The sequence below is a fragment of the Nostoc sp. ChiSLP03a genome (assembly GCF_034531215.2).
Classification (GTDB): domain Bacteria; phylum Cyanobacteriota; class Cyanobacteriia; order Cyanobacteriales; family Nostocaceae; genus Nostoc.
The window spans coordinates 1-12,467 of the sequence record NZ_JAVRBQ020000099.1 but is presented as its reverse complement, the minus strand read 5'-3'; the positions used below and the strand labels follow the sequence as shown (position 1 = coordinate 12,467).

Below are 12,467 nucleotides of genomic sequence, written 5' to 3'. Positions count from 1 at the left end.
TACTTTTTTCATTAATATGGTGGTTACTCCCCACCCTACTATTGCTTTTCTGAAAGAATTGAAAGACTTACAGTGTCACCTTCTTTTAACGGCTTACCACTACGAACAACGTAGCGCTCTCCTGCTTGCAAACCGGATAAAATTTCCACTTTGCCATCAGCCCTTTTTCCTAAAGTAACTGCACGCGTCGCTACTTTCGTCTTACCATCTGTGTCTTTCACCACAAATAGCGTCCCCGACAAGTTTTCTTGCTCTTTTTGTGCTGCCTTTGCTGCCCCTGCTTGTTTTTGAATCGCTGTTTGCGGTACTACTACCCGCTGTTGAGTCTGGTTTTGAAAGTTGACTCGCGCCAGTAGTCCGCTACCAATCTTACCTTGAGTGTTGGGAATCACTACTTCTACAGGTATTAAGCGAGCTGTAGCGTCGGCAGCAGGGGAAATGCGGGTAACTCTGCCAATTAATGTTTCTTTGGGGAAGGCATCTAAACGGACTTGTACAGATTGCCCAACTTGAATTTGTGCCAGTTCTAATTCCGAAACTTGGACGACGACTTTGACACGGCTAAAGTCGCCAATTTTTAAGACTTCGTTACCTGCTTGCAGCAGGTTGCCTGGTTCTGTCACCTTTTCTGTGACTACGCCAGCGATCGGAGATACCAGCCGAGTATAAGACCTGCGCTCTTTGGTTTGGGCAACCAATGCCTGTTGAGCAAGTACTCTACCTTGGGCGGCAGCGACGGCTTGCTGTTCTGTCCGAACTTGTTCTTGGGCTGCCCGGAGTGCCTGGGCGGCTGTTTGTGCCTGGGTACGTGCTTGCTGGGCAGTTTGTTCAGCGATCGCTCCAGCCTTAAACAACCTCTGCTGCCGCTCTGAATCTGCTTGAGCTTGTACTACTTCTAGGCGCGCTCGTTCAACGTCTGCACGAGCATTGCTTACCTGATTGGTTGCCCTGGCTACTTCTGATTTGAGGGCTGCTAGCTCTGCTTCTGCTTGCTTTAATTCGGTCGAAAGTATGGCATCATCTAACCGCCCAACGTTTTGCCCAAGCTTGACTGCATCGCCGACATCAAGGTTCAAAGCCAACAACCGAGCTTCTACTTGCGATCGCAGTGACACAATTCGGAAGGGTGTTGTATTACCTGTGTATTCTGGCTGTGTTTGCAGCGTATCAGTTCGAGCGATCGCCGCATCTACAGGTGTTGCACCACCACGTTGTCCGCTACCAGGACTCTGAGATTGTGCATCAGCCGCTTCTTCCTTGGGTAGCGCTCCACAATTCGCTGTCAGCAGTCCTATGCCCAGCAGACAGGGAATCAATAATTTGGATGCAAAAGGAGAAGACACCTTTGTGTCAAAACTATTTTTTACATCTGCAACAGCCACATCAGTCTTCATAACTGAATTTAACTGGGTATTAATTACCTGGTTAGCGGCTGCCAAAGGTGAGATTTTCGCCTGCTTGTGCGGCTTATTTCTGTCCAAAATCATTTATTTTTCGCGTATTTGGTGAGCTTTTTGGGTTAAACAGCCGTGCATTACCAAGTAATTTTGAGACATTATGAATAGTGAAAAGCGGCGAGAGTCAATTGGCTATCTTCTTGCAGAATTTTGTATCAAAAATTACTTTTTATTTGAAAAAATTTCTCACCACTTTAACTCATTAAATTGAGTCGCCCGCTTTTTAGCTGACGATGCAATTCTTAACTCAGTATAAATATTTTTAAATTTCTTGCAATCTGCCCTTAGTAGAAGACTTGTATTTATTTAGCCCTTAGTCATCTAAGGTTTTGTTACACGCCTCCTTCTTAAACTCAAACTCTTGGGATGACTGCGATGATTTAAAGCTTAATGATCCTCCGCAATCTGATGACTTAATTACCGAAAGTCCATACATAGCAACCACTCCCAGAAGTGCCAAACCAACTACCCCTGCAAAAATAATCGAAGGAGTTTGCTCTAGTGCTTTACTTACAGCGTTTTTAGCATTATTGATAAATCCAGATTCTGATTTATCATCAGGTTGAATGTCAATAATGGATTTGGCTTTGTTGTTCATTTCGATTTTTCCTTATTTTAAATTTCTAAAAGCCATCCATTATGAATGTTTTAAAATACTATTTCAAAGGTTAAAATCGGCATCACTGTGCCAAAAAGGTTTTTTGTACGCTAAGAAAATTTCTAAGCTATGACCGGGCAGAGTTTTTGCGTAGGATTGGCTTTGAAAAAGCTCTCAAAACTGGCTTTTAGATGCAAAGAAAGAAATGTAGTCATCAACGTTTCTTAAACCGAACTTCAAATTATGTCTCTATCTGATGAAATATTACTTCAGACATACCAAGCTGAAACTAATGCTGTACAGGGATTACAGCCTTAGCGTACAATTTTTCCGTTTTGGCACTATGGTGATACCTGTTGCGTTAGACTTCAACCTTGATTACCTTTTATAATACTTTACCTAAATAAATTTATAGTTGCAACTAGTTTGCCTAAAATAATTTAGGCAAACTTAGTTATAATGGAACTGTGCCATAAGTAAACCCCCTACCCCTATGGAAAATACACGATTAGAATCAAAGATCGCAGAACTTCGTGAACGAGCAGGACTAACTCAACACCAGTTATCTCAAAAGGTTGGAGTCACAGAAACCACAATTGCTAACTGGGAAAAAGGCAGGAGTGGTCTGGAATGCATTGAGAAAGTACTCAAGCTATGCGAAACTCTTAACTGTCAGGTAGCTGACTTGATTAAGTATGTTCCAAGTGCAGTAGATTCATCGGTGTTAGTACAAGCGCGTGGGCTTCTAAAGCCTAAAGAAGAAGATAATACTGATGAGAATAAGCCGTATCCAATAACCATTGAAATTATTGAAGATGAAACTTCAGTAACTGATAATTCATCGGTGTTAGCACAAGCGCGTGGGCTTCTAAAGCCTAAAGAAGCAGATAATACTGATGAGAATAAGCCGTATCCAATAACTATTGAAATTATTGAAGATGAAACTTCAGTAACTGATAATTCACCGATACCAGCGCAAATACATAGACTCTCAAACTAGTTATTCACTTCTGCTGAAAAATTGCCGAAACCCTTGATTTCTGCTTGAAGGAAAGGTGGGGGAGTAAACGGTTATTTCTCAAAGCATAAAAAAATTGATGAAAATAGCTATTTCTAATTATCAATTAAATAATAAACACAAGATTTTCAAGGGGAATGTAATTGATTATGCGAGCCTTAATAGACAAGGAAGTTTGGTTAGATGTTTTGCTAGAGAGAAAAAATTTTGTAGAAGATTCAGCATCTATATTGAAATTAATGGAATCCCAGGAATCCAATCTTGAGGGATACATTACAATAGCAACACTAAAAGAGATATACGATGATGCCGAAAAACATAATCATCAAGGTGATTTGGCAATTTCTTTAATCAAACAAATCAATACAATCTGCTCTGTTGATGAGTTTACTCTTCACCCATTAATATCTAGTATTGTAGATAATTCTAATGTTAAGTATGAGGTAGCAGTAAATTTGTCTGTTGCTGTTTTATATCAGCCAAATATTGAGTTAATTATAACTCGTTGCCCAGATTTGTATAAGTCTATATTACCGAAAATCCCAAAAAAGCAAAGTTATAGTTTGAAAATTTTGGAAGTAAGTGAATTTTTAAATTATTTTTATAATCAACAACTAGAACCAGAAATAAATAAATATAATCAAATTCCTAATTTTTGGAAATGGTTCATTCAAGGATTAGTTGAGAGACAAATATTCTCACAGCAAATATTGATCTATCTGTCTCAAAGTGAATTTTTATTAAGACAATTACAGAAAAATTTTCCTAAAATCCTAACCATAAGTGGAGTTTTAATATACACAGGAATTTTGCCAGGAACTGAAGCTGGAGCTTTAGTTAAAACATTTGATGGAGCTTTATTCTTGGCAGCTTGTGTACAGAAGGCAGCAGTGGCTGGACTTTTACCCGGAACAAGGACAAAGACACAAGCATCGTCAAAAAGTGATGAGTGGATTGAAGTTGAGTGGGCTGAAGTAGAGACTGAGGCTAGAGTAAGGACTAAGGCGTTTATAGCTTGGTTAATTGCTGGAGCTGTCGCTGGAGGAATGGCAGTGGCAGTAGGTTTGTTTGTAGGAAGCCCGATAGCTAAGGCTATTGCAATAACAGTGGGTTTATCCCCCATAGCAGCTGAAGCAATGATTGTAATCTTGAAAGTTATCTCAACTATTGTTCCGCTTTTTTTGGGAATAGGGGCTTTATTAGGAAAGGTAAGTTGGGGCATGGCGTTAACGTCCTGTTTGAGTTTAGCTTCACTTTGGGGTGGGGTAGAGGTTTTGGCTCTTGCAGGACAAGGGTCTAGTGCTGGGGCTTTAGTTTTAGCAGAGGTAGGAGCTTTGACGACGACTGGACTTATGGCTTTTTTTGGGAAGTTTCAATGGACTTGGTTTTTTAGTCTTATGGGAGTGGGAATGTTGGCTTTGCTAGGCGCAGGAGGTGGAATTGGATCTATGATATTAACTGTAGCTGGGGGCATTGCTTTGGGTGTATTTGGAACACAAACTTTTCAAAGATTATTTTCAGAATTTTCTCAACAGAACAAGGAATAGAGAGCAAATCTTAAAATAACCTTGTTTTCCTACCCATATAGCCCAGCTTCGACTACGCAAGGAAGTTACTCAGTATTGGCAGCCCCAACCCTTTACTACAAGCCTTTACCAACCTTTACAAAGTCGTCGTTTCTTACCTCATTTTCGGGAGCAAGCCAGTTGTAGCGAAGCGGTGACTGAGCGCTGCGAAGAATCTAGTTGACCACACCAAAGAATCTGACTTTTCCCGTTATCTCCTTGATGGAGCGATCGCTTACTATACCGCTAGCCTAAAGCCCTATTTTCTCATGAATTATTGTCATTAAAATTAATTTGTTGAGAATAAGACATAGTGTGAAACCCTTGCTATTTCATTGTTTCACGACTTAACGGGAAAAGTCAGCATTCCGCAGATATTAAATCGGATTTAATAAATATGAATTTGGATAACATTAAGCCTGAAACGACTAACTGGTAATCATTTCAGGCTATTTTTCTATTAAAATAATCGAATGAGGCAGAGAGAAGAAAAGCCATGAAAGAGCCAAAAGAAGTAATAAAAGTCCTAGATATAGACCCTAAACGGAATAGTAGCGGGAATAATAGACGAGATGAAATTGGTAGAAGAAGTGAATAAAATAGTGGGAATAAAAGTAAAAGAAACCCTAAGTCCAGGACAAGAGGTCTACTGAAGATACGGGACTTTCACACCCCTACTTCTAATCTGGGCAGTATTAAGTAACTAGACTTAGGCTGACATAACTAGATTTAATGTAGCAATCTTGTGGGTGCGGTTCACTAGAGCCTCACCCGTTTTTAGACTAGCCAGCATCTAGCTATTAACCGCTTATATAACTTTTTATAACAGTTTTTCAAACTTTTGCCCAGAAAGTTGGTTGCTATGTCATCATGGCAAGTGAAATGAGAATTAATTCGGCGACAGTGTTTGTTTTTAGTATTGACAGGCTTTTTCCTTTTGGTATTACAGACTTCTCTCCGAAATCTAAATCTCTACAAACTTATGATTTTGGAGACATTTGATGTCAATTTACGTTGGTAACCTCTCCTATGATGTTACACAGGATGCGCTGAGTGCTGTATTTGCAGAATATGGTGCTGTAAAGCGCGTTCAACTACCCACTGACCGTGAAACAGGTCGTTTACGCGGCTTTGCTTTTGTGGAAATGAGTTCAGAAGATGAAGAAGCAAAAGCTATTGAAGCTCTTGATGGTGCTGAATGGCTTGGTCGCGACCTCAAAGTAAATAAAGCCAAGCCCAAAGAAGACAGAAGTGGTGGTTCCTTTGGGAATCGTGGTGGCGGCGGCTACAACCGTAGCAACAACCGCTACTAAGCTTAATTGAATTTAGAAAAGGCTCAGGCAGGAATGCTTGAGCCTTTTTTATGCAAAACTTTGATTCTCTTTGATTCTAAATAATTTTGGCCAATTACTCATCATACTGCACTGATGATTCTCTAACTAAAGTGCCTTGATGAAAGATCATTTTCCATTGATCGTTGTTTAATTTCCAGATGGAACTTCGCAACGAATGAACAGGTTGTTTCCCAGATATATGTCTGACTATACGATAAGTTACTAAAACAACCCCTGTTGCTAAAACTAATGTTTTGAATTCTGTTATCAATCTTTGAGTCAGAGGTTGGATGGATTCATTCTGCAAGCTCTCGATAATTTGCTGTTTATTAAAAACACGCCCTGAGCTGACGAATTCAATGAACTCGTCAGCAAGTAAATCCATGATATCTGTCGCTGATTTTCGGACATCGGGTTGAAGCAAACGCTCCTCCAACTCATGAAAAAGTGATTCTTCTAAATAATCTGCTTTCATATATGTTTTGAAGACTAAATTGAATGGTACCAGATAGGATTAGGCGATCGCACCCTTGAGCAAGTTAATAAAAAAACCCGCTGTTGGTAGGGATTCCAGCGGGGGTTAAATAATACAGTTATCTTTTCAGAGAAACCAACACTAAACTTGATTACAGAACTACTAGAAACTTTTACGACTAATAGTAACTATTTATAAGTGTTTATGAACTAGTTTTTTAGCATGATGTCTGTGATGTTTAATGTGATGAACTTTAGCAGATTTTACGCTAGGATGATGGATAGTTTTAGCTTGAGCTTGAGATGCAAAAGCGGTTACAGGTGCAGCAAAAATTAGAGCCAAAAGTAAAGCTTTAGCGAACTTATTCACTTGAAAAATCCTCATTAGGTAATCAACAATTTAACTATCCAATAGAGGTATGTCATAAGTTTGTAATTGAGATGAACCTTTCATGTCTATTTTTACATTCGTCAAATGTAGGATTTACTCGGTTAAAGCAAGAGACGCGATGAATCGCCGTCTATACAAGCTAGAATTTTCAATCAAAAAAGCTTAATTGAATCCTATGGGCTGACGAGGAATACTTAGCTAAAAAATACTTGCTGGTATTTCAATCTTAAATGTAACAATCTGGACATCATCCAAATAGCTGTAATTTAGCTATGATACTTGGATTAATTTTGATTAAGAAATGGTAATAGACATTAATTCTTCTGATATTTCAAAGTTAGCTGTGACATTTTGCACGTCATCCAAGCCTTCTAGAGTATCAATTAACTTGAAAAGCGATCGCGCCCGATCGGGATCGGTAACTTCTACACTATTACTAGGAATCCAGCGCAATTCGGCATCAGTTACTTTAAAGCCTTGATTTTTGAGTGTCTGACTAAGAATTTCTAAATTTCCAATATCAGTAAAAATCTCAGCCATCTCATCTTCAGTCATCTCATAAGACTGGGCACCGCCTTCGAGTGATGCTTCTAAAAGCTGTTCTTCGTCAACTACACCCTGCACCACACAAACACCTTTTTGTTCAAACATCCAGCTAACGCAACCTGTTTCACCAAGATTGCCACCATTTTTACTAAAAGCTACACGCAAGTCAGCAGCAGTGCGATTGCGATTATCTGTGAGGGCTTCGATTAAAATCGCTACACCACAAGGGCCATAACCTTCGTAGCGAATCGCTTCAAAAGTAGCACTATCGCCGCCAAAAGTGCCTGCACCTTTAGCGATCGCTCGTTCAATATTATCATTGGGAATACTCGCAGCCTTAGCCTTGTCAACTGCCGTGCGAAGTTGAAAATTCAGCGCCGGATCTGGGACGCCGCTTCTAGCCGCAACGATAATCGCCCTGGATAACTGAGTGAAGGTTTTTCCCTTTTTTGCATCTACTAACGCTTTCTGGCGCTTAATATTTGCCCATTTACTATGTCCTGCCATAATTTGCGACGATCGTAACTCTATTCAAGATTAGGATATACCTAGCTTTTATCTGAATGCAAAGGTGCATTTGGTAAAAGTTCGCTAAGATGCAGCGCTGAGATTTAATTTTCAAGTGAGATGAGGAATGTGTAGTTCAATAGACCTGCCTTAAAAATAGGGACTGGGGACTGGGGAAGAGATATTTTTATTGTTCCTTGTGAGTTCCACTTATGGAGTCTCTTGCAAAAAAGACTGTTGCAAGAGTTGGGAAAAGGAAAAAGGTTAAAGGGGAAGGGGACAGCACAAAACCTTTGCCCTTTCGCCCTTCTCCTTTTCCCGACAAATGCCAAGAAGTCTAATTACTTCGCATCTCGTTTAGATCGCAAAAGGTTCCAGTTCCGTATTATGCCACTCTTGTTCAAACCGTTCAGTAATCAACGGTCTAATGATAAACTTGGGCGGGCTACCATCTTGAACATCAATCCGCACACATGAATAAGGCAGTCGCTTCTGGAAATTGTAGTTATGACGGCCCACAAATAACGTTGAATCCGCAACTTTCCGAGTGGGTTTACCTGCAATCTCAGCAAAAGTTTCCATTAATTCAGTCCCTTCTCGCCGTTGATAGCGGGGACGATGACCGCTTCCACCAGAGATAATACAGTTAATATGCGAGTCTGCAAATCCGGTGTCAGTTGTGCAAAGATGCTCCAAACAGTGAGCGTGACCGTTTAAAATCAAATCGACTATGGGGCGTTCTTTAATTAGAGTACCAAGAATTTCTGCTACTTGTTCAAATACCCAGCGCAAACGGTGACGAACCGCCAAGGTTTGTGCCTGATTCCATTTGGTAGCTTCTGTGACGTAGGGAGGATGGTGGAAAAAGATTACACGTCCGCGCACCTGTGAGTTATTCCAAGATTCGATTAGTCTGCTTCGCAACCATTCAAGTTGTTCAAAATCGATCGCAGGCATTTGATGAGATGCTAGTTGTTTTTCAATATCGATTTTGATTTCGTTGATTTGGTCTAATTTGGCACTAAGGTCATCGAGTTGTTCCGCTTCCGTGGGTTTATCTGGGTTGAGGCGATCGCATATTTTCAAAATCTCTAATTCTTCTCGATCTATTTCCTGGCGACGCTTTTGTAATTCCCGACGGGAAATTTCTCCCTCTTGAGTTGCAGGTAATGGTGATGGTGTATTAAAGGTATTAGAATCCAGTGCAAAAAAGTCAATCCCGCCGTAACGAAAGGTGTAATAGCGATTGGGTAAACGGGTAAACTGTCCGGGTTGATAACGCAAACAGCGCCCTGTGTCGGTCTTTGCGGTGTAGTGCCGATCTAAATGGTGTTCTAATTCTTGTGGAGACATTGCCTGGGTGTAGTCCATAAATGCTCGTGCATAAGCATTACCTTGATACGATCCATGCCAACCAATCTCAATGTCTTTGTAGCGGAACAGGCGACGCAGTGACGATGTTGTGCCAGTAAATAAACGGTACATCAACGGTACATCGTAGTAATCATGATTACCAAGTACTGGCAAAAACGGCAGATTAAACACCATACGATTGTAAGGAATGCTTTTTGGGTTGTCACCACCGACAAGAAATTCCCGGTAAGGCTCAATAAAGTTTGTTGAATAATATTCTTGGGAACCCACCACATAGATTACATCACCAGTGTGCAACACAAAGCTGCAATCATCGCGGTGAGTCAGCATCAGTTCGGCAACCTTTCGTTGGGGGTGTTGTCGATAATGGGATTGAGTACCAGAATCACCAATAACCATAAAGGAAAATTCTGGATTATCCTGCCTGCGATCGTCAATAACTAGACTGGTTTGGTCAATTCCCCGTTGCACAAAACTTGGATGCATCCACCGCACCCGTTCCTTCATCTTTTGAATTTTTACAGGAATCGGTGGATCGGAAATCAATTTCATGGCTGATAACTCTTGAATGCCTAACGCACACGCCAATTGTAACGAAATATTTAATTGTCATTAGTCATTTGTCATTTGTCATCTGTGAATAATTAATGTCTCATACCCAATTCCCAAATCCTTACGGCAAATTTTCTCGCAGTAAGGCTCGAAAGCCTGCTTGTTGAAAATGCTCATCAGCGGTTAGTGCTTCAGTGATGCCGCTATATTGCATAACAATAAAAGATACGCAATCGACAAATCCCCATTCTTTCTCTGTTTGTTCTCGATATAGCTGGAAAGCACGTTCGTAGAGTTCTTGAGAAAGGGGGACAATTTCTACTTTGGAGTCTGCTACTAGAGAATTTAATAATATGATTGCTGCCTGACGATAAGGTTGTTGGGATAAGGCATTGCCAATTTCTAACATTACCGCCTGTGTTGTCACCAAACGAGTTTCTGCTGCTTGTAACATTTTAGCCAGATGTAAGGCTCGGTCATGCAAGCGATCGCTCGGTGCAGATAAGGCAATGGCAAATGATGTATCAAGAAAGACTTCAGAATGCATGAAAAGTTTATTTACTGTACAAATATTTATCTATATTGGCAGACCAATCAGGCGGCCCTTCGAGGTTGAGCGATCGCGCTGTTTGCAAAAATGATACCGTTTCATGTTCGCTTGGCGGTAAAATTTCAATACTGATTCGCACGCGGGTATTAATTGGCAGTGCGATCGGTTCAGCCGGATAGAACACTTTGCCATTAAACACAGCTGTGATTTTTTCTACCATTTTCCTTAGAAAGTTGTTCTAATCTATCCTAAGCTGGTTGTGGTGATACGGGTAGGGTAGACGACCGTAGAAGTAGTGAAGATACGTATACTTCTTTTACAAATTATCTCGATTTTTCAAAATTGCCTAAATCACCAACTGAATCACACCCCACTGTCCATTTGTCAACCAAGAAGAGTCAGATTTTGCTACTTTCTCAATAACTTCTGGCTTTAAACCAACTGCTACTTCTGATTTTAGGGTGCGTAGAGCTACCATTGGCACGGGTAGGTAACAAACTATATCTGCAATGTCAGTGGTAAGATCCCAGTGGCGATCGCCTAATAATCGGCGATAATTGGCATCTCCTTTTACTATAACCAAACTCGCATTGGCTAACTCATTTTTGAGGCAGTTGGGTATTTCCCAAAAGGCTAAAGGCGATGTCCAAAAGTAATCTTCAGATAGTACTAAACGCCCTGATGCAATATTGTCTTGCAGTCTTTGGGTAAAGGATGTAAGTTGTTGATTTACAGTAGCGGCTAAAAAATTTATTGTATCATGTACATCCTTAATCATGGCATCAGATACAAAAGTCGGATGTGGCTTTAAGTGTAGGTAAATCCGATTAGCCAATCTGCTATTTAATAAAAAATCTACTAAACATAAATCACAAACAAGTTCAAAACCAGCATTGTCTACAATAAAATCAATCCGTCCTCCTTGAGAGTTGATTAGCAATTCAGTGACTTGGGGGGCATCATTTACTAAAATATGAGCTAGTTGGGTTTGAATATCAAAACGACTGCGATCGCTCTCGGATGCTGACCATAAACTTAAGTCTACTCGATTTCCCCACAAAGCAAAATATAATAGTGCTATTAAAGCTGTTTGATTTGATTCTCCCTTGAGTTGTGAATTATCTAACCAATTGTTAGCCTGACCACACAGTAGAATAATCGAATCCAGAGATGCTTCTAAACTTTGAGATTTTTGTAACTCAAATGGATCGATACCTTGCCAGACGCCAGGGCGAAAATAATTAGTAATTTCTATAATCAACCGAAAAAAATAAGTTTCGGCAAAAAACCAAGGAACATCTAGCCAACGCTGACCTTTGTATAATTCTAAATGTGTATTCCAGGCTGAAAAATCTCCAGCAGTCTTATTTAAAAGAGGTTGCACATATCCTGCTGGCAGTTCTCTTGCCAGATTTTCTAAGCTGGTATTAATTTCAGACGAGAAATTATTTTCTGCGATAACTTTGCGAGCGATCGCAGGCATTCGTTGAGTAACTGTAAACTCAGTAAAAGAACCAACTTCTGACCCCAAAAGAGACGGTGGTATCGGTAATTTGGGGATGTGGGATATATTCGCCACAAACTTTGATTTTCCTTATATTTTCAGTTATTCTAACGCTGTGTGCAACTTTCTTTCAAACCTAATCAACGCAAAAGCGGAATAAATCGACCAATAGCTGCAAACAAAGTATTTAATAAGGTCACAAAAGTATTATCTCAGACGCGATAAATCACCGTCAAGACCAAAGACTGATTATTAGACCTCTTACAAAAGTGCTTTTTGCACTCTTGGGGAAAAGGTTTTAGTTAAAGGGGAAGGGGACAATACAGAACCTTTTCCCCTTCCCCCTTTTCCTTTTCCCGACTTATGCAATAAGTCTATTGTAGAGACGGCGATTTATCGTGTCTAAAATTATAGGGAAATGCGGAGATTGATTTTAGCACTCCTAAATTGTCTATTGTGAATCCCCAGAGGGTTAAACTGAGATATGCACATGGGAAAACAGCGTCTGCTTGCCTGTACACTACACAACGCCTGCCAGAAGGTAGTGGACATAGTGCGGGGGAAGGTAAATTCTTCTTCAGGATGGGAGGCGGGGAA

At 40.3% G+C, this 12,467-nt stretch carries 12 protein-coding genes; 3 read left to right on the top strand and 9 right to left on the bottom strand.

Annotated elements, in window-relative coordinates:
* Positions 1–38: 38 nt before the first annotated feature.
* Together RMY32_RS16245 and RMY32_RS16240 are read right to left on the bottom strand one after the other, a co-directional pair.
* Entirely contained in the window at positions 39–1,487 is a 1,449-nt protein-coding gene (locus RMY32_RS16245; RefSeq protein WP_322712564.1) for an efflux RND transporter periplasmic adaptor subunit, read from the bottom strand.
* A gap of 283 nt (positions 1,488–1,770) precedes the next feature.
* Positions 1,771–2,055: a hypothetical protein gene (locus RMY32_RS16240; RefSeq protein WP_322712563.1), complete on the bottom strand. Its 285-nt coding sequence runs from the start codon at positions 2,053–2,055 to the stop codon at positions 1,771–1,773.
* A 493-nt stretch (positions 2,056–2,548) separates the two neighbouring features.
* On the opposite strand from RMY32_RS16240, the gene RMY32_RS16235 reads away from it, so the two are divergent.
* The 3 genes from RMY32_RS16235 (at position 2,549) to RMY32_RS16225 (ending at position 5,951) form a co-directional block, all read left to right on the top strand.
* Positions 2,549–3,055 (top strand): helix-turn-helix transcriptional regulator, encoded by a 507-nt coding sequence (locus RMY32_RS16235; protein ID WP_322712562.1) that lies wholly within the window; start codon positions 2,549–2,551, stop codon positions 3,053–3,055.
* Between the two features lie 167 nt (positions 3,056–3,222).
* Positions 3,223–4,620: a hypothetical protein gene (locus tag RMY32_RS16230; protein WP_322712561.1), complete on the top strand. Its 1,398-nt coding sequence runs from the start codon at positions 3,223–3,225 to the stop codon at positions 4,618–4,620.
* Positions 4,621–5,639: 1,019 nt separating this feature from the next.
* Positions 5,640–5,951 (top strand): RNA-binding protein, encoded by a 312-nt coding sequence (locus RMY32_RS16225; RefSeq protein ID WP_322672219.1) that lies wholly within the window; start codon positions 5,640–5,642, stop codon positions 5,949–5,951.
* A 94-nt stretch (positions 5,952–6,045) separates the two neighbouring features.
* Here RMY32_RS16225 and RMY32_RS16220 read toward each other — a convergent pair whose 3' ends face one another.
* From RMY32_RS16220 to RMY32_RS16190, 7 genes are all read right to left on the bottom strand, one after another.
* Positions 6,046–6,447 carry a nuclear transport factor 2 family protein gene (locus RMY32_RS16220; RefSeq protein WP_322712560.1) on the bottom strand — a complete coding sequence of 134 codons (402 nt, stop codon included), beginning with the start codon at positions 6,445–6,447 and terminating at the stop codon, positions 6,046–6,048.
* A gap of 192 nt (positions 6,448–6,639) precedes the next feature.
* A complete protein-coding gene (locus RMY32_RS16215; RefSeq protein WP_322712559.1) occupies positions 6,640–6,816 on the bottom strand; it encodes a hypothetical protein in 177 nt (58 codons plus the stop codon).
* Positions 6,817–7,131: 315 nt separating this feature from the next.
* Complete coding sequence (locus RMY32_RS16210; RefSeq protein ID WP_322712558.1) at positions 7,132–7,890, bottom strand: YebC/PmpR family DNA-binding transcriptional regulator; 759 nt, start codon at positions 7,888–7,890, stop codon at positions 7,132–7,134.
* A 357-nt stretch (positions 7,891–8,247) separates the two neighbouring features.
* Entirely contained in the window at positions 8,248–9,816 is a 1,569-nt protein-coding gene (locus RMY32_RS16205; RefSeq protein ID WP_322712557.1) for a metallophosphoesterase, read from the bottom strand.
* Positions 9,817–9,937: 121 nt separating this feature from the next.
* A complete protein-coding gene (locus RMY32_RS16200) occupies positions 9,938–10,363 on the bottom strand; it encodes a type II toxin-antitoxin system VapC family toxin (RefSeq protein WP_322672214.1) in 426 nt (141 codons plus the stop codon).
* 7 nt (positions 10,364–10,370) lie between these two features.
* A complete protein-coding gene (locus RMY32_RS16195) occupies positions 10,371–10,586 on the bottom strand; it encodes a hypothetical protein (protein WP_181928639.1) in 216 nt (71 codons plus the stop codon).
* Between the two features lie 126 nt (positions 10,587–10,712).
* Entirely contained in the window at positions 10,713–11,945 is a 1,233-nt protein-coding gene (locus RMY32_RS16190; protein WP_322712556.1) for a damage-control phosphatase ARMT1 family protein, read from the bottom strand.
* Positions 11,946–12,467 lie beyond the last annotated feature (522 nt).